This window comes from Calothrix sp. NIES-2098 (genome assembly GCF_963875125.1).
Taxonomy (GTDB): Bacteria; Cyanobacteriota; Cyanobacteriia; order Cyanobacteriales; family Nostocaceae; genus Aulosira.
Window position 1 is genome coordinate 4,805,007 of record NZ_CAWNKJ010000001.1, and the last position, 22,420, is coordinate 4,827,426.

At 40.3% G+C, this 22,420-nt stretch carries 22 protein-coding genes; 15 read left to right on the forward strand and 7 right to left on the reverse strand.

The genetic code is table 11. The features are described from left to right. Nucleotides 1-179 precede the first annotated feature (179 nt). Nucleotides 180-3,344 (forward strand): CHAT domain-containing protein, encoded by a 3,165-nt coding sequence (locus AACU33_RS20075; RefSeq protein ID WP_096590333.1) that lies wholly within the window; start codon nt 180-182, stop codon nt 3,342-3,344. A gap of 282 nt (nt 3,345-3,626) precedes the next feature. Continuing rightward, on the forward strand, nt 3,627-3,968 hold the full coding sequence (locus tag AACU33_RS20080) for a helix-turn-helix transcriptional regulator (RefSeq protein ID WP_096590334.1): 342 nt from the start codon (nt 3,627-3,629) through the stop codon (nt 3,966-3,968). A 111-nt stretch (nt 3,969-4,079) separates the two neighbouring features. Here AACU33_RS20080 and AACU33_RS20085 read toward each other — a convergent pair whose 3' ends face one another. The 3 genes from AACU33_RS20085 to AACU33_RS20095 all read right to left on the reverse strand — a co-directional run bounded on the left by AACU33_RS20085 (nt 4,080) and on the right by AACU33_RS20095 (nt 7,467). Further along, the gene (locus AACU33_RS20085; protein WP_096590335.1) at nt 4,080-4,760 is read right to left on the reverse strand and encodes a polysaccharide deacetylase family protein; all 681 of its coding nucleotides are present in this window, start codon (nt 4,758-4,760) and stop codon (nt 4,080-4,082) included. A 593-nt stretch (nt 4,761-5,353) separates the two neighbouring features. Further along, the gene (gene patX, locus AACU33_RS20090; RefSeq protein ID WP_096590336.1) at nt 5,354-5,590 is read right to left on the reverse strand and encodes a heterocyst-inhibiting protein PatX; all 237 of its coding nucleotides are present in this window, start codon (nt 5,588-5,590) and stop codon (nt 5,354-5,356) included. 110 nt (nt 5,591-5,700) lie between these two features. After that, complete coding sequence (locus AACU33_RS20095) at nt 5,701-7,467, reverse strand: FAD-dependent oxidoreductase (RefSeq protein ID WP_096590337.1); 1,767 nt, start codon at nt 7,465-7,467, stop codon at nt 5,701-5,703. Between the two features lie 690 nt (nt 7,468-8,157). On the opposite strand from AACU33_RS20095, the gene AACU33_RS20100 reads away from it, so the two are divergent. Then, complete coding sequence (locus tag AACU33_RS20100; protein WP_096590338.1) at nt 8,158-9,096, forward strand: geranylgeranylglycerol-phosphate geranylgeranyltransferase; 939 nt, start codon at nt 8,158-8,160, stop codon at nt 9,094-9,096. 144 nt (nt 9,097-9,240) lie between these two features. Here the strand turns inward: AACU33_RS20100 and AACU33_RS20105 are convergent, their stop codons facing one another. Then, complete coding sequence (locus tag AACU33_RS20105) at nt 9,241-10,149, reverse strand: MIP/aquaporin family protein (protein ID WP_339376161.1); 909 nt, start codon at nt 10,147-10,149, stop codon at nt 9,241-9,243. Nucleotides 10,150-10,537: 388 nt separating this feature from the next. Here AACU33_RS20105 and AACU33_RS20110 point away from each other — a divergent pair, with 388 nt between their 5' ends. The 8 genes from AACU33_RS20110 to AACU33_RS20145 all read left to right on the forward strand — a co-directional run bounded on the left by AACU33_RS20110 (nt 10,538) and on the right by AACU33_RS20145 (nt 18,091). Beyond that, complete coding sequence (locus AACU33_RS20110; protein ID WP_096590339.1) at nt 10,538-11,416, forward strand: hypothetical protein; 879 nt, start codon at nt 10,538-10,540, stop codon at nt 11,414-11,416. 65 nt (nt 11,417-11,481) lie between these two features. Then, nucleotides 11,482-12,474, forward strand: a complete 993-nt coding sequence (locus AACU33_RS20115; RefSeq protein WP_096590340.1) for an ABC transporter ATP-binding protein — start codon at nt 11,482-11,484, stop codon at nt 12,472-12,474. Beyond that, nucleotides 12,471-13,289, forward strand: a complete 819-nt coding sequence (locus AACU33_RS20120) for an ABC transporter permease (RefSeq protein ID WP_096590341.1) — start codon at nt 12,471-12,473, stop codon at nt 13,287-13,289. Before AACU33_RS20115 ends, AACU33_RS20120 begins: the two co-directional genes overlap by 4 nt. Nucleotides 13,290-13,336: 47 nt before the next feature. Next, on the forward strand, nt 13,337-14,137 hold the full coding sequence (locus tag AACU33_RS20125) for an ABC transporter permease (protein ID WP_096590342.1): 801 nt from the start codon (nt 13,337-13,339) through the stop codon (nt 14,135-14,137). Nucleotides 14,138-14,250: 113 nt separating this feature from the next. Next, nucleotides 14,251-15,099: an RNA recognition motif domain-containing protein gene (locus AACU33_RS20130; RefSeq protein ID WP_096590343.1), complete on the forward strand. Its 849-nt coding sequence runs from the start codon at nt 14,251-14,253 to the stop codon at nt 15,097-15,099. Between the two features lie 487 nt (nt 15,100-15,586). Continuing rightward, a complete protein-coding gene (locus AACU33_RS20135) occupies nt 15,587-17,290 on the forward strand; it encodes an N-acyl-D-amino-acid deacylase family protein (RefSeq protein WP_096590344.1) in 1,704 nt (567 codons plus the stop codon). 118 nt (nt 17,291-17,408) lie between these two features. Further along, complete coding sequence (locus tag AACU33_RS20140) at nt 17,409-17,747, forward strand: DUF433 domain-containing protein (RefSeq protein WP_096590345.1); 339 nt, start codon at nt 17,409-17,411, stop codon at nt 17,745-17,747. Next, nucleotides 17,741-18,091, forward strand: coding sequence for a DUF5615 family PIN-like protein (locus AACU33_RS20145; RefSeq protein ID WP_096590346.1), 351 nt, complete (start codon nt 17,741-17,743; stop codon nt 18,089-18,091). Before AACU33_RS20140 ends, AACU33_RS20145 begins: the two co-directional genes overlap by 7 nt. A gap of 163 nt (nt 18,092-18,254) precedes the next feature. Here AACU33_RS20145 and AACU33_RS20150 read toward each other — a convergent pair whose 3' ends face one another. Continuing rightward, complete coding sequence (locus tag AACU33_RS20150) at nt 18,255-18,479, reverse strand: addiction module protein (protein ID WP_096590347.1); 225 nt, start codon at nt 18,477-18,479, stop codon at nt 18,255-18,257. A gap of 323 nt (nt 18,480-18,802) precedes the next feature. Here AACU33_RS20150 and AACU33_RS20155 point away from each other — a divergent pair, with 323 nt between their 5' ends. The 3 genes from AACU33_RS20155 to AACU33_RS20165 all read left to right on the forward strand — a co-directional run bounded on the left by AACU33_RS20155 (nt 18,803) and on the right by AACU33_RS20165 (nt 20,812). Beyond that, nucleotides 18,803-19,228 (forward strand): hypothetical protein, encoded by a 426-nt coding sequence (locus AACU33_RS20155; protein ID WP_339376162.1) that lies wholly within the window; start codon nt 18,803-18,805, stop codon nt 19,226-19,228. 149 nt (nt 19,229-19,377) lie between these two features. After that, entirely contained in the window at nt 19,378-19,797 is a 420-nt protein-coding gene (locus AACU33_RS20160; protein ID WP_096590349.1) for an Mpo1-like protein, read from the forward strand. Further along, nucleotides 19,784-20,812: an aromatic ring-hydroxylating oxygenase subunit alpha gene (locus AACU33_RS20165; protein ID WP_096590350.1), complete on the forward strand. Its 1,029-nt coding sequence runs from the start codon at nt 19,784-19,786 to the stop codon at nt 20,810-20,812. Before AACU33_RS20160 ends, AACU33_RS20165 begins: the two co-directional genes overlap by 14 nt. 49 nt (nt 20,813-20,861) lie before the next feature. Here the strand turns inward: AACU33_RS20165 and AACU33_RS20170 are convergent, their stop codons facing one another. Together AACU33_RS20170 and AACU33_RS20175 are read right to left on the reverse strand one after the other, a co-directional pair. Continuing rightward, a complete protein-coding gene (locus AACU33_RS20170; RefSeq protein ID WP_096590351.1) occupies nt 20,862-21,191 on the reverse strand; it encodes a hypothetical protein in 330 nt (109 codons plus the stop codon). Nucleotides 21,192-21,255: 64 nt separating this feature from the next. Next, nucleotides 21,256-21,525 carry a hypothetical protein gene (locus AACU33_RS20175; RefSeq protein WP_445291793.1) on the reverse strand — a complete coding sequence of 90 codons (270 nt, stop codon included), beginning with the start codon at nt 21,523-21,525 and terminating at the stop codon, nt 21,256-21,258. A gap of 147 nt (nt 21,526-21,672) precedes the next feature. Between AACU33_RS20175 and AACU33_RS20180 the strand changes: the two genes are divergently transcribed. Continuing rightward, nucleotides 21,673-22,413 carry a hypothetical protein gene (locus tag AACU33_RS20180; protein WP_096590353.1) on the forward strand — a complete coding sequence of 247 codons (741 nt, stop codon included), beginning with the start codon at nt 21,673-21,675 and terminating at the stop codon, nt 22,411-22,413. Nucleotides 22,414-22,420: the final 7 nt, after the last annotated feature.

A 22,420-nucleotide genomic window follows, 5' to 3' on the forward strand; every position in this document is an offset into this window, starting at 1 on the left:
GAAATCAAAAACCTGATATCTGAGAAAGCTAGCAGGCTAATTGTTAAATCTAAACGTTAGTCTATGGGTTATGTTGAAAAATTTTGGTAAAATACGACACTTACAAGAGCGCTGTTAGAGGAACAAAAGTTGCCTTTACAGGCTCTAATGATTTTACCTGTAGATATAAAAATTTACTTATGCAACTACGTTTAATTACTTTAACAATTCTATTGACATTAGCTTCTCCATCCTTATACTTTCATACTTCAACACAAGTTCTCGCCCAAGCACCAACACCAACTGCTGAAGAAAAGATTACAGAAGCAATTACCCTGAATAATAACGGCGAAGGTTTGGTATACAAAGATTTAGTCGGTTTAGGTGATTTGCAAGCAGGGTTAGAAATGTTTCAGCAGGCGTTGGCTATTTTCAAAAAATACAACGCTACAGCAGGGGAAGCTAACAGCCTTACCAATATTGGCTATGTTTATTTGCGTAAAGGAGAATACACCAAAGCGCTGGACTTTTTGCAACAGTCTTTAGCTATTCGTAAACAAACACGCGAGCGGCAAAATGAATGGATACCTCTGTCCTATATAGGAGAAGTTTACACAAATTTAGGTCAGTATCCAAAAGCTTTAGAAGCTTATCAATCCAGCTTAACTATTCTTAAAGAACTGCAAGCAGCTAACCCTAAAGATTCTAGTTATGCTACTAGTCAAAAAAGTCTACTGGCTGATACTGGGGCAGTATACTTTAGGATGGGTCAATATCAAAAAGCACTGGAACTTTATCAACAAAGTTTAGCAATCTACAAAGCTAACGGCGATAAAATTGGCAGTTCTGAGACTCTAAATAATATTGGCGTTGTTTATATTAACTTAGGAAACTACACTCAAGCACTAGATGCTTATCAACAAGCTTTAATTCCTGTTCAAGACTTCTGTTATAAAGAAAAATCAACTTGTTTTTATGGTACAGAAGCAGCAATTTTAAATAACCTTGCAGGTGCTTACTTTAGCTTAGGACAATATCAAAAATCTTTAGAACTTGCGGAAAAATCTGCAAATATTTACAAAAAATTCCGGACTGGTGAATATAAGGGAACCAATAAACAGGATATCAAGTTACTCTACGATGCACTAGGACAAAATCCCCAGGCTTTGCAACAATTTACTAGTCGTGCCAATGTTGGTGATGCTTTTGGTAAAGATTCTTTTCAGTTTCAAGGTGAAGCATTAAACCTCAACAATATCGGGCAAATTTATTTTAGCCAAGGTAAATACGAACAAGCCCTAACGCTATATCAACAGGCTTTAGCTATTTACCAAGAAAATAAATATCCTCAAGGGATTGCGGTAACTCTCAATAATATTGGGCGTGTTTATACAAATACAGCCAAGTATAACCAAGCAATCGAGTCTAATCAACAGGCTTTGACTAATTATAAAGCAGTAGGCGATCGCACTGGCGAAGGTGTCACTCTCAGCAATCTAGGACAGGTTTATCAAAAGCAAAATCAGTTAGAAAAAGCTTTAGGATTGTATCAGCAAGCTTTAGCAATACATCGGGAAGTTAGCGATAAAGTGAGTGAAGCTGCGACGCTGAAATATTTAGGAGATGTGCTATCTAGCCAAAATCAACCACAACTAGCGATCGCATTCTATAAACAATCAGTCAATCTCACAGAAACTATCCGTCAAAGTTTGCGAGTTGTTCCTACCGAGATTCAACAATCTTATACCGAAACTGTGGCTGAAAGATATCGCCGTTTAGCGGATTTATTACTCAAGCAAAACCGTTCTGCTGAAGCGCAACAAGTTTTAGATTTATTAAAAATACAGGAAGTACAAGATTATATTGGTAATAGCCGTGGAAGTACTAAAAAAATTGCTAATACTCCTACAAAAGTAGTGAATTCTCAAAGAGGTATAGCTAATAGCGATTCTCAGCCATCACAAAACTTACCTCTCAAACCACAAGAACAAGAAATTTCGCAAAAATATAGTGCTATTCAAGATAAAGTAATTGTTTTAGGTAAAGAACTTACAAGTCTGCGTAAGATTAATCCTCAAGAACGCACAGCTACTCAAGAAAAGCGAATTGCAGAACTTGTAAAACTTGAGCAGGATATTACTGCTGAATTTAACAAATTTATCAAAAGTCCTGCTGTCGTAGCACTGGTACAGCAATTATCTGCAACTTCAGGACAAGAAAATCTAAGTTTACGCCAACTCAATTCTCTGCGGGATAATTTACGACAGTTAAATCAAAAAGCTGTACTACTTTATCCCTTGGTTTTAGAAGATAGATTAGAGTTAGTCATCGTCACCGCAGATGCACCACCAATTCATCGCACAGTACCCGTTAAACAAGAAGAGTTAAATAAGGCAATTCTTGAGTATCGGCAAACAATCCAAGTACCTCATAAAAATATTAAAGAGCCTGCATTAAAGTTATATAACTGGCTAATTAAGCCTATAGAGAATGAGCTAAAACAAGCTGATGCTAAATCGATTATTTATGCTCCCGATGGACAATTAAGATATGTCCCGTTGGCAGGATTATACGATGGTAAAGAGTGGCTAGTGCAAAGATTTGTTGTGAATAATATTACATCTGCTAGCCTCACCAAATTTGACAACAAACCAGAGAAAAATATTAATGTCTTAGCAGCGGCTTTTACAAAAGGTGACTATACAGTCAAAATTGCCAATCGGTCAGAAGTTTTTAGTGGGTTGCAGTTTGCTAAACAGGAAGTAGAAACCTTAGCTAAGACTATTCCAGGCACTAAGATAGTATTTGATAATCTGTTTAGTCCTTCAGCTACAGTTCCCCAAATGAATGATTACAAAATTGTTCATTTGGCAACTCATGGGCTGCTAGTAAAAGGTAATCCCGAAGATTCTTTTATTCTGTTTGGTGATGGCGAACGTGTAACTTTAAAAGATATAGAAAATTGGTCATTACCAAATGTAGACTTAGTAGTTTTGAGTGCTTGCCAAACAGCTTTGGGAGATAAATTAGGCAATGGTCAAGAAATTCTTGGTTTAGGATACCAAATCCAACTTACAGGCGCTAAGGCATCTATTGCTTCATTATGGTCTGTCTCTGATGGCGGAACACAAGCTTTAATGAATGTATTTTATAAAGTATTGCGATCGGGCAATATGACAAAAGCTGAAGCCTTACAAAAAGCTCAAATTGCTTTAATTTCAGGTAATTATTTGGGCTATGGTAAAACACCACAAATAGCAAGCGGGCAAAATAAAGGTAATAATGTGTTAAGTGCTGGCTCTGAAAATGAATTTAGCCATCCCTTCTATTGGGCACCTTTTATTCTGATTGGTAATGGTTTGTAATCTTAGTTAAAAGTAGGGTGGGCAATGCCCACCTAAACTACTAGATAACCAAGATGTATTCTGAAACACAATTGCAGAAAAAATTCACAATTCTAGCTGCAAACTTGTATACATATTTTAAGAAAACTCTGCTTGATAATTATTAACAAACATATCAAAAAGCAGTTGTCAACTACCTCGCAAAAGGAGCAGATCAAAATTTTTTCTGGTGTTTTTTAAGCGCTGCTTTTTTTTGGTGCTAGGATCTACGACTATAAATAATCAAAGAAAAGTGCTATAGCTGTGAAACAAAAGCCAAAACCAAGGATCGCTTTGCTTCGTGAAAAGGCAGGGCTAACCCAGCTTGAGTTGTCACGTCTTGTTGGCGTGACTGAAAGCACTATCCAAAACTGGGAAAGTGGCAGAACTGGGACGGATCATATTGAAAGAATCATTAGGTTTTGTAAAGCGCTCAATTGCCAAGTAGAAGACCTAATTGAGTATATGAGTGAGTCCCCAAAAGAACCAGAAGCACCACCAAGTTCATTAAGTGAAATACATCATTTATTGGGAACTGGTGAACCTGTTGCTACTACCAGTAATGATGCTGAAGTTGCTTCAACAAGCCATGTCAAAAGCAGCTGAAGATAGATTTCAGCTAATTTTGTACTAGTAAGAAACTTCAGATGTGCAGCAATTTGTTTTACCTCACTCTTTCATGACTAAGTGAAAGTGTGAGGCTTCTGTGATGGGTAGCTAATGATGAATTTTAGCTTGCTGCCAGAGAGTATCAACGCTGACAAATTGATAACCTTTTTGTAGTAATTGCGGAATTAAAATTTCTAAAGTTGCTGCTACATCTTGACCGCCATAAGCACCATCATGTAAAACAATAATTGAACCGTTTTGCACTTGATTGAGAACGCGTTGCGCTACGGTAGTCACTCCTGGGCTAGTCCAATCTACAGGTACGACGCTCCACATCACTGGACGATAATTCCACTGAAGAAATAATTTTAAAGTTTGGGGAGTAAATAAACCGTTGGGTGGTCTAACATCCCTGACTTTTTCTGGCAGGAGATTGCAAGCATTGTAAATTGCAGCTTGGGTTTTTTCCAAACTGTCTCGAAGTTGTATGGGGGAAAGTGTAGGAAAAGAACGATGATCGTAGCCATGCGATCCAATCCAGTGTCCGCGATCGCATATCGATTTAGCTATCTCTGGCGAACGATTTACACAAGCACCCAACCAGAAAAAACTAGCTTGAATTTGATAGCGGTCTAAAACGGCCAATACCTCCGGAGTGTATTGGGGATGCGGCCCATCATCAAACGTGAGTGCGATCGCTCTAGAATTGCGATCGCCACTCCAAAGACAGTTAGGAAAACTGGGTTGGAGAAGACGATAGAGAATTGGCAAAAGAGAAGCAAGTTGCATAGACCTGTGTTAACACAACCCTTGTACAGCATGGCAGAAGTCAGCCTACTATCCAAAACTACCCAAAAGTTTAAAATCAAAGTCTTTTGACATTTGACTTCTGCACAGCAGCACTAGCTTCCTACCATGCATTCAGAAATAACATCTGAGATTGTAGGTTGCAAAGTGCGGAGTACTCGCCACTTGGTCAAGGGGTGTATTAATTTAATTTGAATTTCTCTATCAATTGAGTCGGTATCTAAGTTGTAGATGGGCTTGCTAATTAATCTGTATTAGAGTTAAAAGCCCTCGATCTGCACCGATAACCTTATATAAGTACTAAAAACAATAAGAACAGAAGCAGTAAACGTAGCGTTTCAGAAGCGGTGATGCGATTGATACAGTAACTCAGGTTTTTTCACATTCGGAACATCAGGATGGGATTTGGCTATGAATACAAAACTTACGGATGGAATACTGAGCAAATGCTGACGTACTTAGTGTGTTGATTGAGATCGCTCTACTATAAAGTTTGTGTAAAGGATGTTAAGCAAAACACTCCATAAGCCTGTAATTTAACTTCCCTGAGAAAATAAAAATTACTGCTAAAGTGGTTAAACAGCAGGACGAACATTTCCGTAATATTCCATTAACTCTCTACGCCCACTACCACGATGTGGTGTAGGTTTTTCGGGTTGATTGGGCTTGGGTTTAGGTCTGGCTGCGAGTAACTGCTCGGAAGCAGAGGAGGCCAGCAATAGATGAGATACGCGATTGACCATTGCTTGATAGTCAAAAATCAAGGTAGCCATTATCAAACTTGAGGCTAAAAGCGAAAAGACTGCACGCATAGCAAATGTTTATTTTAGAACTCACTTATTCACTGCTACTGAGTTTTTATTACTGCATCCGGACAATTCCCTAAAAAGTATTGTTTTTTACTGAATAAAAATCAAGAGTATTAAACCTCTATATGTTCTACTAGTAGCCAATTACCAGCATGGTTGAGGCGACCGCGAACTGCGAGCAATTGCTGATGGTTACAAGCTTTTAGTTGGGAATCGATATGCGATCGCAGGGTTACAAGCTGCCAATTCTCTTGTTTATGAAGTCTTGGTGAAATTATTGTGAATCTGTAATCTTGCTGATCCTGAAAATATAAAGTGCCTTTAAAGCAGATCTGACTCCGTGTAAATACTTTATTTTCTTCCTGGTAAAAATACTGAGAAGAAGATGAAATTGGGCAATTACCATCGCTAGGATAAGCTTGAGGATTATTTAAGTAATATGTCTGCCACTGTAACCACTGAGAACTATTAGGTGGCAAATTAAACAATGGAACGACTGCCGCAGGTGCGCGATTATCCTTAAGTAAAGCTGTTTGCAGTGTTTTTATTGGTAAATCTCTCGGTTGACAATTTAACTCAACACATATAGATGCTGCCATGCCGGCGGCTTGTCCAATACCCATCACCACTGGTTGCAATCTGGTTGCCCCATTGGCAATATGAGAAACAGAAATATTCTTTTCACAAACTAAAAAACCATCGGTGGTGACTGGAACTAGACAACTGTAGGGAATGGTGAAGGGTGTACCAGTCCAGCGTCCTCCCCAGCGAATCGATTTAGGTTGCAGTGGAAAGTTGAAGCCAGGGTAATGGTGATCGTTGGCATAGTTAGCGATCGCAATTGTATCTATATGTAATGGCGCAACTTGACCCCCGGCTACAGGCAAAATATCCTGTTCCCTCACAGTGGAGATTCCCACTAAGCGGCGGCTTTCGCGATAGTAAGGATGTAGTGCAAAAGCTGTAGGCGAATGGGGAAAAACTTGTGCAGCCAACCCGTAACGCCGACCAAGCTGTTTTTGAATATAATGGGCGAAATTTTGGCTATGCCAGCGAGATTGTTGAATAAATTCATCTCTCTTACTTTTTGACTCTAGCAGCCGCCCTAAACCTTCGCCGTAGTCATTCCCACAGATAGGCCAATTCATCATCAACAGACCGCCAGGTAAGCGTCCGTAATTCAAAAATTGCTCTGCGCCATAGCCATCCCAAGCACCTGTGAATAGAGATGGATCGTAGTTAGGCGCGCTTGGTATTTCTGGCGCTACCTCTGCATCAAAATCTTGCATCAGCACTACCCCAGTCGGTGCTTGTACGGGATATTTCTCTGTGAGATGATTAGGGCTTTCTGGTGCGCTGAGTTCTCCCCATTGCGATCGCCATTCCCAACCCCAACGATGAGGTATCTCAGCCAAAGCCAATAAATCGCCTAATTCTGTAGCGTCGAGAGTAATCTTGGCTTTGACAATAAAATCGCTAAACCGAACGCCAGTTACACAACTTCCCTGTTGAAAAACTTCTAAGGGAACTTCTCCATCAATCCAATGCAGATTTGGTAATTCCTTTGCCCAATCTGCAAAAATCTCTGCACCAATCCGCGGATCGAAACTAAAAAAGCTTACCCAGCTACGATCTAAACCTCCTGGTTGACGCTGCTGCAATTCTCGTAAAAACTCACCCCATAACCCCGTTTGAAAAGCTTCTAATTCATTACCATCGGGAACAGATACCCCAGCCGAGGTTAACATTCCTCCCAACCAAGGAAATTCACTGACTAGGATAGTTTTTGCTCCCCGTCGCGCCGCTTGAATCGCTGCTGCTGTACCACCAACTCCGCCACCTACAACTAAAACATCAGCTTGATATGTCTGATTCACCATCTATTAACCCTCACTAGAAGTGCGACATATTTTTACCAGCTGGGTGGAAATTAAACAAGGGAATTTGAATTAATCTTTTTCCCTTTCCCTTTGAACCGAACTGTACGATCTATCAAAGTGCAGATTTTTTTTTACAAACCCCTTGACAAAATTCCTGCATCAATATCTATGAGATAGACTAAGTAAGTAGGTGGCAAGAAAACAAACTAATACAGCAGATTACAAGTTGGTGAGGTACAGATAATTGTAAGGGTACAACAATGTTCATACGTGTCAACTTAAGCTAAAAGCTATATACGGCGAGTGTTGTACAAAAACCCTCGCCCTCATCCCCTCACCCCTTCTCCTGGGGGAGAAGGGGAATTAAATCTCTTGCTCCCCTATCCCTGTGGGAGAGGGGCTGGGGGTGAGGGCGAAACCTTGCAACCAAGCGGGTTTCACGTTAAGTTGACACCAATGAACAATGTTGTGCCCCTACCCGCATACCTCATTTACTTGAAATACGCTGTAACTATCTAAAATTTGTTTTTCGCCTATGTTAAATACCTTGTAGCCTGTACCTGACCTGAATAGGTAAAATTTGATGCTCATGGAGTGACCGAGCAGAAATTTTTCTTCAGGTTTCAGGAGTAATGGCTATGGGGATAAATGCTATTTCTGATTACCCACATTAAATATGTGAGGTTGGCGATGAGCGAACAATTGCATATTAATAAAAAAGCTACTGCGTTAATTTCTGCGCCAGAAGAAAACACTTCCCTTTCTTCTGAAGAGAATAAAAAAATCAGATTGATTCGTGATTTTGCTCAACTTTTCCGATTACCAGTTGCGATTGTTGCTGCTTTAGCAGGCTGTGCGACGATCTATGCGTTGAATTCAGCAGCTTCATTACAGCAATATTTATTAACAGCAACTATTTTAATTTTTATGCACTCTGCGGCCTGTGCAATTAATGACTATTGGGATGTAGATAAAGACCGCATCGATCACCCAGAAAGACCACTCCCATCCGGTCGCCTTTCACCTGATGCAGTGTGGTGGGCGGCTTTGATTCTATTTATCGGTGCGGCTGTAGCGGCTATTCCTTTAGGAATCTCTTGCTTGCTGTTGGTAATTGTCAGTTCCATTTTGCTTTGGTATTACTCTCACATACTGCTGCAAAGCGGTATTTTGGCGAATTTCATTGTGTCTACAATTACTGCGGCGGTGATTTTGTTGGGTAGTTTAGTTGTAGATCGACCTTTAGCGATGGTTTACCCAATTTGGTTTTTATTTTTCTATATCTTCGCTAAGGAAATTATCTGGGATTTACACGATACAGCAGGCGATCGCAGTCAGGGAATTATCACGATTCCCAATAGCTGGGGAAAGGAAACAGCTTTTCGGATTGCTTGGGCATTAATGGTAATGTTGATTGTGTCAATTCCGATCGCGGTGCTACTATTGCCGATGGCGCATCCTGTGATATTTTTAGTTTTCTCTACAGCAATGATGCTGATTGTGACAATCGCACTAGCACACTATCAACAGCAAGGTAGTAGAAGTGCTTACGCAGGATTTGTTTTCTGGGATCGGATTGGGATGTTGTTAGGAGTAGTAGGGCTGTTAGGAACAGCACCAGCATTATAATAGGAATATTGGGATTAGATGCACGTAAATGAATTACGCAGGTAGGGGCACAACAATGTTGTGCCCTTTTGATAATTAGTATTCAAAGCCTGAATTTTATGCAAACAAAAAGCACTGGAAAAGTTAAGCGATCGCACTCCAACATTATTTCATCTGGTGAGAGCGATCGCCTTCAGCTGCTTTAACTTCGTCTTCGCTAGGATTACCATGCAATAACCACGCGCACAAAGTAGCCAGAATTGCCCCAGCAATTGGCCCAACTCCATAAATCCAAGTGTTACTCAGCGTACCAGCAACGATATCGGGGCCAAGAGAACGCGCTGGATTCATGGAAGCACCACTAATTGGGCTAGCAAACAAGCCACAAAGCGCAATTGTTCCGCCAACCGCAACCGCCGCGTTATGTCCAACTAAGCGATGCTGTTGCGCTGTTCCTAAAATTACACTCACCAACAGCAAAGTCAGCACAAGCTCCATCATCACGGCAGCAAATGCGCCATATTGAGCATCAGGATGCGTTGCTCCTAGATGTCCTACATTACCAAAAAGCGATCGCAGGAATAGTGCTGCCAAGATAGCACCCACGAATTGAGCCAGCCAATAACTTGGCACTCGCCGCCAAGAAAAGTCGCGCCGAATCGCAAATGCTAATGTGACAACTGGGTTGAAATGCGCTCCTGAAACTTCTCCCACAGTGTAAATCATTGCCATCACCAACAGTCCAGGTGCTACGACTTTGGCAGCGTGTCCTAATTCATGATGCGTTGCTGCTTCGATAACATCCGCACCCGCCGCCACCAATGTGAGCAAAAACGTGCCCAGTAGTTCTGCAAACAAACATCGCCAATCTTTAATTCGCTTGTCTGATTTGTGCTGGAAATTATTCCTCGGTTTGCCGTTGCTCATAACCTCACACCTGCTTGCTGTGTCTGTTGCAATAGCTGGGTGATTGGGTGTGATGTCTGCGACATTGGGGCGGAAGGTTTCGACAAAGTTGTGCGAGTTTCTACCAAAGGGGATACTCAATCCCCAATTGGATTTTAACCGCTTCATGCCTACCAGCAGCTTTTTCCTGTCTCCAGCTATTAGATAGTTGGTTAAGTAATGGTTAACTTAATACTAATAATAAGTTATTTGTCACAAACAGTTGTGTTCCCAAGGTCAGAAATGACGAGGATGTACAGTTATCTTTGCAAAGAGTGCGATCGCGTGGATAACACTATTCAATCACAAGCGATTGCGCTGGATAAAAATCGAACATCATTATAGAAGTGCTTGAGAGAAGCCAGAAATTATCCTGTGGTTGTAGATATGTATATATTAGAATATTTCATGAAGCATTAAACCATATATATATGTAAAAACGTAGCGATCGCATTAGATTAAAACCAAAGTTTAGGGTTAAATAAAAGTTAAATTTTATCAATAGGTTATTTATATTTTGTCAAATCCTACATTCTTTGAGCGCTACTTAGCAGGTGAATATGAATGTGTTTGGGAAGAACTACAAAGCTTAGGTGAAATTCTTGAATCTTCTCTTAGAGATGATGCCCTGGCTGTTGCACGAGAAACTATGAGACGTGTATGCACTAATCTAAAAATGATAGCGCATCGTCTCCCAAAGTTAGGTTTTGAATTTGAACAACCAGACCAAGTTTTTATACCAGCACAATCTAATGCCTCCCAACATCTTGATTTATTTGAACAACGATGGGGCTTATTACCATTTTCTGTTCGTGCTTGGTATGAATTTATTCACTCGGTTGATCTGGTTGCTTCTAACCCTCTATCTAAAAGTTTGATTCAGTCGCTTGACTCAAAATCAGTCGCCTTAAGTTTTTCCAGTAGTCCAAATTTATCTGATGATGTGTCAGATAATGATGAGCTGCGTTGGCACATGCTAGGAATAACATTTTGGAGTTTGGAAAAGAGCTTAGAAGAAATTACAGATGCATGGGAAAAATTAAAATATGAGTGGAAACAAGGAACAGTTAATGGCTGGATTCGAGAATATTATATCGAGCGAAGAATTGACCCACTGGTATCACCTTTGAGTGTAGATTCTTTGTCAGTTGGTATGTCTGCGAGTAATTGTGAAGCAATGGAATTTAAAGTAGGTAAAGCTTTAGCAGACTGTGTATTATTTGATGATGGAGAAGAAACAAAATTTGTCGATTTCTTGCGAGAGAAATTACTTTATGGAAGTTTGCTCTCTGGACACTGTTCAAAAAATAATGTTTATAACTATCTTTATATTGGAAAGCTTCCTGACCACTCAGTAATAGCTTCAGAGGTTATCAAGGAATTGATACCATTTTAATAATTTAATCAAGCAAGATTGAACTAATTTATTGCTCATTGTATGCAGTTGCATTCCAGTAATATATGTCTCACATTCTTGTCGAAGACCTCAAGAAGACTTTCTTTGTGTCTGAACGTTCCTCTGGGCTTTTAGGTTCAATTCGAGGACTAGTGCAGCGAAAAACTAGAGAAGTTTATGCACTTAAGGGAGTTTCGTTCTCGCTACAGCAAGGAGAACTGGTAGGCTACATCGGCCCCAATGGCGCTGGTAAATCAACTACTATTAAAATTTTAAGCGGTATCTTAGTACCCTCCAGTGGCAAATGCATCATTGGCGGACGCACTCCTTGGAAAGATAGAATCCGTCATGTTAGTCGAATTGGTGTGGTGTTTGGTCAAAGAACGCAACTATGGTGGGATTTGCCAGTAATGGAGTCTTTCGATTTGCTGCGGGATATTTATCGCGTCCCACATTCAGCGTATCGCCAAACCCGCGATGAAATGATTGATTTACTCGACCTCAAGAGCTTTCTTTCTACTCCTGTGAGACAATTAAGCCTTGGTCAAAGGATGCGATGTGATTTTGCAGCCGCAATGCTACACAGACCTGAGATTCTGTTTCTGGATGAACCTACCATTGGGCTGGATGCAGTTTCCAAGCTGGCTGTACGAAAATTTATCAAAACGCTGAATAAAACTCATCAAGTCACCACGATTTTAACTACCCATGATATGGATGATATCGAGGCGTTGTGCGATCGCGTCATTATTATTGGTGGTGGTGAGATTCTTTGTGATGGTTCGCTTGCAATGTTGCGTTCTCAAGTTTGCTCACGCCGCTATTTAAGAATTGACTTGGCAAACGATGATTTTTCCTTTGCAGAAGCAGGAGTTAGTATCATCTCCAAACAAGGTCGCACAGTAACTCTGGCTTTCGATCCCACAAAGCTTTCTGCTGCATCCTTGATTAGCCAAGTTACCTCAAAACACGATGTGGAGGATCTGTTTGTAGAAAATCCACCGATAGAGGAGATAGTTGCAGAACTTTACGCCAATTCAGGAGAGATTTTCGGATGACAGCATACTGGTCGCTGTTTGTGGCGAGATTTGCACTGCTGTTGCAATATCGTACTGCTGCTTTAGCAGGGGTAGCAACTCAGCTTTTTTGGGGATTTGTGAAAGTAATGGTTCTGGAAGCATTTTTCACTCATGTACCCACTACTCAACCGATGACTTTACACGAAGCGATAGGATATGTGTGGCTTGGGCAAGCTTTTCTGATAGCGATTGTACCTTGGTCAGGCGATCGCGAAATTCAAGAATTAATCCGTTCTGGTGCGGTGGGATATGATTTGCTGCGACCCACAGACCTTTATAATTTTTGGTTCACTCGCGCTTTAGCACTGCGCACAGCACCCCTAATACTGCGTGGTATTCCGCTACTTACTGTCACAATTTTTCTTTTTCCTATTGTAGGGTTGAGAGAGCGATCGCTTGCTTTTCCACCTTCATTTGCAGCTTTCGTTGCTTTTGTGCTTTCCTTTATCGGTGCAATTCTGCTTTCGTCTGCACTGACTATGCTTCTCACTGTATCAATGATGTGGACAGTTTCTGGTGAAGGAATTAATAGTATTTTTCCTGCTATTGTGACTATTTTCTCTGGAATGATTGTTCCTTTACCACTTTTTCCTGAGTGGAGCAAGCCTATTTTAAATGCACTTCCTTTCTCAGGACTTCTCGACAAACCATTTCGTCTTTTTACTGGTAATCTTCTACCAAATTCACTGTTTAATGTATTGTTACATCAAATTTTTTGGATAGTCATCATTGTTATTCTTGGACGTTTTCTAGTAAAACGTGGTGTCAGCAAACTTGTAATTCAAGGCGGATAAAATAATTCGTAATTTATCTAAATTAATGTGACAGGAGCGAATTAATTGTGAATAATTTTTTACTCTACTTTCGATATATATCTGTATCTTTCAAGTCGCAAATGCAGTATAAAGTGTCCTTCTTGCTACAAGTATTAGGACAGCTTTTAGGAACTATTATAGAATTTTTGGGAATCTGGGTGCTATTTTCCCGCTTTGATACTATTGGTACGTGGAAGCTCTCGGAAGTTGCTCTTTTTTATGGATTAATTAATATTTCTTTTGCTTTTGCTGATGCGCTTGGCAAAGGGTTTGATTCATTTGCGAAAATCATTAGGAACGGTGATTTCGACCGTTTACTACTTCGTCCACGCACTACAGTATTGCAACTTCTAGGTACAGAATTTACCTTGAAACGAATAGGAAGATTTTCTCAAGGGATTGTTGTTATGGCATGGTCGCTTTCAACGCTGCACATTCCCTTTACCTTAGAAACATTGTGGCTTTTGGGTACTTCATTTATTGGTGGTGTGGCACTATTTGTTGGTATTGTCATCATCCAAGCAACGCTCACATTCTGGACTATTGAATCGCTGGAAATTATGAATATCCTCACTTATGGAGGCGTTGAAACGGCTCAATATCCGCTTTCAATTTATAGCAAATGGTTTCAGAGATTCTTTACCTTCTTGATACCGCTTGGCTGTGTCAGCTATTTTCCTATGCTTGCAGTGCTGGAAAAAGAAGATAATTTTGCAGTGCCTTTGTGGTTTTGTTACGTTTCACCAATCGCAGGTATTCTTTTTCTGATAGTGGCGCTTCAGCTTTGGAAGATAGGCGAGCGATATTACTGTTCTACTGGCAGTTAGATAATATTAATAAAGTTTATTTAATAATAAGTATTCGTTCTTTTAAAAAATTAAATTCTATAATATAGAACTATCGTCAAACTTGAAAACTCTATTGTACTGCAAGCGTAATTATGGATAAAAAATTAGTAGTTAGGCAGTTTTACGAAGAATATTTGAAAAAGTTTTTTGTAGAAAATCCCTATAAAGGAATAAGCGGGTTCAAATCTAATTGTAGGATTGGTGGAGCAGGTGTTAGTGGCAGTGGTGACGAGCCGCCGATAAATGTTAGTGGCAGTATCAACAATTCTCAAGGAGTACCTGTAAGTGTTTTAGATGCATTTGATCGGCATCTTTGGTACGCGCAACACAGCCTCAGCGATATCTCTGTTCTCAAAGTTCCTGTAAGTGAAATTCCAACCTTTGCTATTTGCATCAATGGTTATGTGGATGATGGTTGGGATAATAGCGGCCAGTTTATCGAAGTATATGATGAGCATGGTCAATTAATGGGATCGGCAATATTACCTTCCGATGATGACGAAGATGCTTGGCAAGCTTGGACGTGGATGGATCGTCCAATAAAAGGAGATGATTTTGACACTCCTTCTCCTCCTCATCCACAAGAAGTAGCTAACGATCAATCAGCAGAAACTCAAAAGCAGGTGATTGATGCTAGACAACTTTATAGTTTGATTCCACCAGTATTTATGTCTATTTATCAATCTCCTAATCCAATAATTTATGTTGGTAATTTATACGATCAAGCTTTAGAAAATGATATTAAATTTATTTTTGCTGATTATGGAACTGTTCGGCAAGTATGTCTTGTTAAGGATAGTCAAGCTGAAATTTTTGCTTTTATTGAAATGACTGAAGAAAAGGGAGCAAAGAGCGCTGTTTTTCAAATTAATGGTGCTAAATGGCGTACATCCAAGCTACAAGTAGTATTAGTTCAGCCGCCAATGAGTATAAGCAATTAAAGTTGTGTAGCAAGCAGGCTAACACTGCAATAAAAAGCATTATATGTATGTAAGCTGCTGCATTTAGCCATTATCTATGAGATCCGATCGCCAAGTAACCAAAGTTTATCAGTAAGTTGATGATGAGCGATCGCTCCCAATCTCTGCCTTCAATTGCACTAGGCAAGGTTAAAAAAAGAATAGGTTAACTTTTGCAGGTCAATGCAATGGCATAACAGACCGACGTATTAATATAACAGCGCGATGTATTGGCATAACAAGCCGACGTATTAACATAACAGCCCGACGTCTTGGCATAACAAGCCGATGTTTTAACATAACAGCCCGACGTTTTGGCATAACAGACCGATGTTTTAACATAACAGCCCGACGTCTTGGCATAACAGACCGATGTTTTAACATTGCAGGCGATCGCTATTTTCCATAAATTCCCCGCCTATAATTACCCTAACCAGATCCAATAACAACCAAAGGGCAACAAAAAATCATGTTGGATTTGCTGATTCAAAACGGGTTAATTTTCGATGGTTTAGGATCTGCACCTGTGCGCGGGGATGTTGGGATTCAAAATGGACGAATTGTGGAAATTGCTCCTTCCTTACCCGTTGCAGCCCGTGAAGTAGTTGATGCTTCTGGGTTGTGGGTAACGCCAGGATTCATCGATATTCACACTCACTACGATTTAGAGTTGGAGATTGCACCGGGACTGAGTGAATCTGTGCGTCATGGTGTCACCAGCGTTGTCATTGGCAATTGTAGTTTGTCGATCGCGATCGGTGAAGCTCAAATGCTGGCAGATATTTTTCAAAGGGTAGAAACGCTTTCCCATCGGCTAATTGCCAAATGGCTGAACAAGTCGCTTTCTTGGCAAACACCAGCAGAATATTTACAGCATTTGCAACAGTTACCCCTTGGGCCGAATGTTGCGCCTTTGTTTGGCCATAGTGCTTTACGCGCTTATGTGATGGGATTGGAACGCAGTTTAACCGTTCAACCCAGCAAATTCGAGCTAAAACTTATGCAGCGAATTACAGCCGATGCTTTAGATGCTGGATTTTTTGGTGTTTCTATTGATATGTTTCCTTGGCATCGGATGAGTGGTGAATGGCAAGGGTATACGATTCCTTCACAACACGCCAAGTATAAAGAGTATGCCATGCTAGCTAAACTTTGTCGAAAACGCGATCGCGTTTTTCAAGTCACTCCCAATTTACACAAGCTAACTTCCTTTGTAGACATTCTGCGGATGGGTTCGGGGATTGGCAAACCACTGCGGCTAACTATTCTCTCAGCTTTAGATGCAGTCCACGATCGCAAACTATGGCGAATATTCTCCCCTATCTTGTTTATTTGGAATCGCATTCTCAATGGTAATGTGCGCTTTCAAACATTAACTGAACCATTCACCATTTACTCAGATGGCCCTGTCACCCCGTTATTTGAAGAATTCTCCACAGGCGCACAACTTAATGGTTGCAAATCACGGCAGGAACGCCAACAATTGTGGCAATCTGAAGCTTTTCGTCGCCAATTTCGCCAAGAATGGAATAGTAAATGGCGCAAATCTTTTCATCGTCAATTAGATTTAATGGAAGTTGTTGACTGTCCCGAAGCGAGTTGGCAAGGGTTAAGCTTTGCAGAAATTGCCCGCCGCCAGCAACAAGAACCAGTAGATTTGTTTATGAAAGCATTGCAGACTTACGATACAGATTTGCGCTGGGTAGCAACGGGAGCAAACGATCGCTTAAAACCCCGTTTGGCAATGATGCGACACCCTAATATTTTCCCTGGTTTTACTGATGCTGGCGCACACGTGCGTAACCTTGGCTACTATGATGGCGCTTTATCGTTGCTCAAACAAGCAGTTGCAACAAATTTCCTTTCACCGGAAGTTGCGATTTCTCGCGTTACTGGAGAACCCGCGCGTTGGTTTCGTCTGGATACAGGAGTGCTGAAAGTTGGTGCGAAAGCAGATATAGTTTTACTCGATCCTAATGCTTTAAATCAGCCAATTAGCCCGCAAGTGGAAATATTAGATCCTGTTTTAGATGGCGAACCGCGGATGGTGAAGCGGGGTTCGGATGAGATTGTGCAAGCAGTTTATATTAATGGAGTGAGGGTTGTTAGTAGAGGTAAGGTAAGCGATCGCTTGGGGCGTGAAAGATTGGGAACAGTTTTGTTTCCGTGTTAATGAGGGTATTTTACGCAGAAGCGCAAAGATGCAGACAATCCCTCATCGCAGTAAGGTTTATGAGCCGTGAACAGGCTAACGTTTGCTAATATTAAAGGCGAATATCTTGGTATTACTTATGGCATTAGCAATTGTAGCTGAACCTGCTCCATTGCAAATTACTGCTGAAGGTGTAGTTCGGGTAGGCAAAACTCGTGTAACACTAGACACTGTAGTTGCAGCTTTCAATCAAGGATCAACCGCAGAAGAAATTATTTACCGCTATCCATCGCTTCAGCTTGCTGATGTATACGCTACTATTGCCTTCTATCTCAATCATCAGCAAGAAGTCGAAACATACCTACAGCAACGACAGCAGCAAGCCCAAGAAATTCGGAGAATGAACGAAGCTAAGTTTGATCCACAAGGATTGCGTGACAGATTACTTGCTCGCAAAGCTCAACGGGAAGTATGTTGAAGTTGCTAGCTGATGAGAACTTTGATAACACTATTGTCAGGGGGCTATTGCGACGTAGAGCGAGTATTGATATTGTCCGAGTTCAGGATGTTGGTTTATCAGGTGAGGACGATCCAACAATTTTGGCTTGGGCAGCTGAAGAAGATAGAATCTTGCTGACTCATGATGTTGCTACAATTACACGCTTTGCCTATGAACGAGTAGCACAAGATTTGCCAATGCCTGGTGTGATTGAAGTTAGTACAGATGCAGGAGTTGGGCAAGTGATAGAAGATATTCTGACGATTATAGATTGTAGTTTAGAAGGTGAATTTGCAGGACAGATTCAGTATCTTCCGCTTTAGTAGACAACACCAAGGAAACTGGTTTACTACCGTGGATAAGTTGTTGCTGATAGAATAGGTAAACTTAGTTAGCGATCGCTTGAGGCGTGAAAGATTGGGAACTGTGTTGTCTCCGTATCAAAGATAGTAAATCACGCAGAGGCGCAAAGACGCAGAGAGAAGATCAAGAGAACCCTAAGCGTTTTTTTACCTCTTCCCAACTAGAACCGCTTGCAGGGTTTGTCTTGTAATTTTCTAAACGTCGATCTAATTCTTGTTGTTGCGCTTGACTCAAGGGAAGTTCCTCTTGCTGTTCTAAGATGCTGTCCCATAAATCTTCAGCAAGTTGGATACGTTCTGCAACGCTGAGTTCATAAATCTCAACTTTCAACAGGGGATAGGAACTCATGAGTCTAGAGTTTAGGGTTTATCTTTGACCTAATTTTACAATATTGGCGCTTGAGGTCGTGGGAAGGTTGTTGGCGATCGCGTAAACTCTTGGGCAAGCAAATAATATTTTCCCAAAATTGGTTCCCTTACAATGGACAGCTTGCCAGGTATTGCTATTGACCTGTTAGATTTTTCAGCTACATTATTATTGATTCAAAACATCACAACAAATAGCATCCGTCTTACAAAATGAAGAAGAAGTATCGAGCAAAGGACAACCGAGATAAATTTGATATTCTTTCAGCCTTATGGGTACTAGCTTGTAATGATCCTATTTCCATTATGAGTTATAAGGCAATTAAATATAGGTTGAATTTGCCTGCTGACTATAACATAGAAAGTCTCGTGGAAGAACGCGGTGAGTTGTTCCGACCGGGAGTATCTTCAGACCGATTGGAAGAATGGAAAACTGCAATGCAATCACAAGTTAATAAGCGTCCCGCTTGGATTCGTGACTTGAGCGACGAAGCATCACAGCTAAGAGCAATTGAAGCGTTGTCAGGTGATGATGTTTTTCGTAGCCAATTTCGTACAGGAAAAGATGCTCGTCCTTCTACACTTGAAATTATTGATTGGGGTTTACAACATATCGAGAGATTGAGAAAAGCAAATCTTGAAGCCCGTGAAGAAGTAATCAAAAGATGGCAACTTTGGTCTGTCATACTTCTAAGTCTCATCAATATTGCCGTAACTCTGCTTAAAAAATAGCGAAGACAAGGCAATTATGGATACATCTGCGTTATTTTATGGGCGAGTATCGGCAGGTCAATACTTAGTGGCAGCGCACGGTTGAAAGCCGTTAAACTTAGCTAACCTATTTTACCAACTTAAGATCTGCTGTATATACAAATTTTTTTATGAATCAACTCAATTATAATCCTCAACAAAAATTGAGAAATCAGATTAACAATCAAATTATAGATCATCCTTTTACAGATTATTGGGATATTTTTGTTCTCAAACATCAGCATCCCGTTAATATCGCTCTACATATTGTAGGGATATTCTTTTTTTACGGATTGCTCTTTTCTGCTTGGAAGTTGCAAAACTTATGGTTACTCTTAGGCTTGCCATTAACTCAGGTAATTGGATTAACCGGACATTTTTTATTTGAGCGTAGCCATATCGATTTACAAGATGCTGTGTTTTCTTGGCGTGCTTCTTACTGTTTAGGTCGAATGTTACTCAGGGTTGTAATGGGCAAATATCAAGATGATATTCGCCAACGGCAAGAAATATTACATAATTATCAGTCAAGCAATTATGCAAATATTTAATAACTGGAATATAGTTGCTAAGGGTTGGTATATTGCCTGTGCTAGCCATGAATTACCTAAAATAAAAGCAAAATCTGTAGAAGTATGTGGTCAAAAAATTGCCATCTTTCGCGGTGAAGATGGGCGAGTACGTGCTTTGGATGCTTACTGTCCGCATTTGGGAACAGATTTAGGAATTGGACAGGTTGATAATAATTGGATTCGTTGTGCCTTTCATCAATGGGCATTTGATGAAACAGGACTATGCCAAAATATTCCCTGTCAATCAGAAATCCCGGCTAAAGCAAAAGTACAAGCTTATGCAACAGCAGAAAAGTATGGGTTTATCTGGATTTATCCTGATGCTGTAGCGCCTGAATGTGTGGCTGATTTTGATGAATTAAAAGGTAAAGAAATTATTGCACAACCCGATCGCGCATTTGAAAGAAGTTGTCATCACCATATTTGTATGATGAATGGTATTGATGCCCAACATTTAAAAACCATTCATCGTTTAGATATCAAAATGGATTTGTCGCTACATCGCAGCGAATTAGGTACACAAATTGACTTTACAATGCGGGGGAAATTTCCGCAAACAACCTGGCGAGAACGATTAGGGCAAAGATTTCTTGGTTCTACCTATGAGTATTCTATGCGGTATGCTCATGGTTGCATTGGCTTATTAACAATGATGAAAAAAGTGCGACTGTTTCCGCCGTTGCACATGATATATGCTTACACTCCAATTGCGCCAGGAAGAACGCGAATTCAACCAATTTATGTAACTGAAAAACGTAAAGGAATCGGGGGATATTTGGTGAGTAAATTTTTGCTATTCTGTACACGCTTGGCTTACTATATGCTCAGAGATGAAGACGGCAAGATTTACGACAATATTCGTTTTAATCCAAACTTACTCCTGAGTATTGATACGCCATTAGCTAAATATATGGAGTATGTGAATCAACTAGAACCTTCTCGCTGGTCACAAAAGATAGTAAATGCTTTGACATCTGAGCATAGTGAAGCATAACCCAACATTTAGAATTAGTGTTTCTTGGGTTTACTAACGTAAATATACCTTAGAAGCGATCGCACTCTATTTCAATCTCTTGAAAGTCATAATAAATTGAATCTTCTCTCGCAAAATTATCCTCATCCAAGTAAAGCAAACAATGTTGTTGATGTTCGCTAAGAAATCTATGTACTGCTGGTAAAATCTGCTTGATTAGCCAAGGCGAACTTTCATCTGGTGGTGGCTGCCAGTACTTTTCTGCATGAAAAACCTGCTCTGCCGAAATTCTTTCACCTTTATCAATAATGCCAGGATTTTCCAGTAGCCAATAAGCCCATCGATATCCCGCATCAATATATTTTTTGCAGTCTATACAAGCAAAATAGCAACAATTCATTACAGTTAAGAAAATTAAATTTTAGAGTGTATTATCACTTTAGTGCAATGCTCCATCAGCAATTCTAGGGGCTAGTACTGCTGCGCGGAGAACAGAAATTTTCATATTTGGTTGTGGAATTTTTTCGTGTAATCGCATTGTCACCCGATACAATCGCATTGTCACCCGATACAATTGCATTGTCATTCGATACAATCGCATTGTCACCCGATACAATTGCATTGTCATTCGATACAATTGCATTGTCACCCGATACAATTGCATTGTCACTCGCTACAATTGCATTGTCACCCGATACAATCGCATTGTCACTCGCTACAGTGACTAACTTAATTTATTCACCATTTTTGTTAAACATTATTAAGAGTAATGTAAATAACCATTCTGAGATCTGTCACATTACTCCGTAACAATACTAATTTGCTAGATAAAGTGTTAATACAAAACATCTATCAATTAAATTTTAGGTAAATTCCACATAATGAAGAGTTGGCTGGTTCCTGTTCAAAAGCTGCAACCAAGCGATCGCATCGCCATGTATGCATTACTAAATAATCATTTTAACGGTGTAACCTGGGATGTCTTCCAGGCAGATCTAGAGCGCAAAAATTGGGTGTTGTTGTTGAGAGAAGAAATAACTAATACCCTCAAAGGCTTTTCTACCCTGATGTTGTGCGAGACGAATTTTGCGCGAGAGAAAATTACTGTAGTGTATTCCGGCGATACGATTGTCGATCCTAGCGCTTGGTCTAGTACAACCTTACCGCGTACTTGGATAGCCGCAGTCAATTTTCTGCGCGAATATTATGCCAACGATAAAATGTATTGGCTGCTAATTTGCTCTGGTTTTCGTACCTATCGCTTTCTTCCTACCTTTTGGCAAGAGTTTTACCCCCGCTATGATGTAGCAACACCTACCGAGGTTGCGAATGTGATGGCAAATCTGGCACAAGAATACTATGGTGATTCTTACGAAGAAGGAAGTGGTATTGTTCGCTTTCAGCAGCCGCAAATTCTCAGAGAAGGTTTAATAGAAATCCCCACAGGAAGACAGACTAACCCCCATATCCAATTTTTTGAGGAAAAAAACCCAGGCTATAAACTTGGGGATGAATTGGTTTGTTTAACTGAAATTCGGTATGAGAATCTCACCCGCGCTGGACAAAGAATGTGGCACTCAGAATCGTTGTTAGAATTTGTGCAAGATTCTGTACGGATCTAAACCTATA

Bases quoted from the DNA above. Each gene is read 5' to 3' on its own strand.
- AACU33_RS20170 (WP_096590351.1), bottom strand. From the start codon at position 21,191: ATGAATTGTTGCTATTTTGCTTGTATAGACTGCAAAAAATATATTGAT.
- AACU33_RS20165 (WP_096590350.1), top strand. From the start codon at position 19,784: ATGCAAATATTTAATAACTGGAATATAGTTGCTAAGGGTTGGTATATT.
- AACU33_RS20100 (WP_096590338.1), top strand. From the start codon at position 8,158: ATGAGCGAACAATTGCATATTAATAAAAAAGCTACTGCGTTAATTTCT.
- AACU33_RS20150 (WP_096590347.1), bottom strand. From the start codon at position 18,479: ATGAGTTCCTATCCCCTGTTGAAAGTTGAGATTTATGAACTCAGCGTT.
- patX (WP_096590336.1), bottom strand. From the start codon at position 5,590: ATGCGTGCAGTCTTTTCGCTTTTAGCCTCAAGTTTGATAATGGCTACC.
- AACU33_RS20095 (WP_096590337.1), bottom strand. From the start codon at position 7,467: ATGGTGAATCAGACATATCAAGCTGATGTTTTAGTTGTAGGTGGCGGA.
- AACU33_RS20180 (WP_096590353.1), top strand. From the start codon at position 21,673: ATGAAGAGTTGGCTGGTTCCTGTTCAAAAGCTGCAACCAAGCGATCGC.
- AACU33_RS20115 (WP_096590340.1), top strand. From the start codon at position 11,482: ATGTCTCACATTCTTGTCGAAGACCTCAAGAAGACTTTCTTTGTGTCT.
- AACU33_RS20105 (WP_339376161.1), bottom strand. From the start codon at position 10,149: ATGAAGCGGTTAAAATCCAATTGGGGATTGAGTATCCCCTTTGGTAGA.
- AACU33_RS20145 (WP_096590346.1), top strand. From the start codon at position 17,741: ATGTTGAAGTTGCTAGCTGATGAGAACTTTGATAACACTATTGTCAGG.
- AACU33_RS20155 (WP_339376162.1), top strand. From the start codon at position 18,803: ATGAGTTATAAGGCAATTAAATATAGGTTGAATTTGCCTGCTGACTAT.
- AACU33_RS20085 (WP_096590335.1), bottom strand. From the start codon at position 4,760: ATGCAACTTGCTTCTCTTTTGCCAATTCTCTATCGTCTTCTCCAACCC.
- AACU33_RS20075 (WP_096590333.1), top strand. From the start codon at position 180: ATGCAACTACGTTTAATTACTTTAACAATTCTATTGACATTAGCTTCT.
- AACU33_RS20140 (WP_096590345.1), top strand. From the start codon at position 17,409: ATGGCATTAGCAATTGTAGCTGAACCTGCTCCATTGCAAATTACTGCT.
- AACU33_RS20160 (WP_096590349.1), top strand. From the start codon at position 19,378: ATGAATCAACTCAATTATAATCCTCAACAAAAATTGAGAAATCAGATT.
- AACU33_RS20120 (WP_096590341.1), top strand. From the start codon at position 12,471: ATGACAGCATACTGGTCGCTGTTTGTGGCGAGATTTGCACTGCTGTTG.
- AACU33_RS20130 (WP_096590343.1), top strand. From the start codon at position 14,251: ATGGATAAAAAATTAGTAGTTAGGCAGTTTTACGAAGAATATTTGAAA.
- AACU33_RS20135 (WP_096590344.1), top strand. From the start codon at position 15,587: ATGTTGGATTTGCTGATTCAAAACGGGTTAATTTTCGATGGTTTAGGA.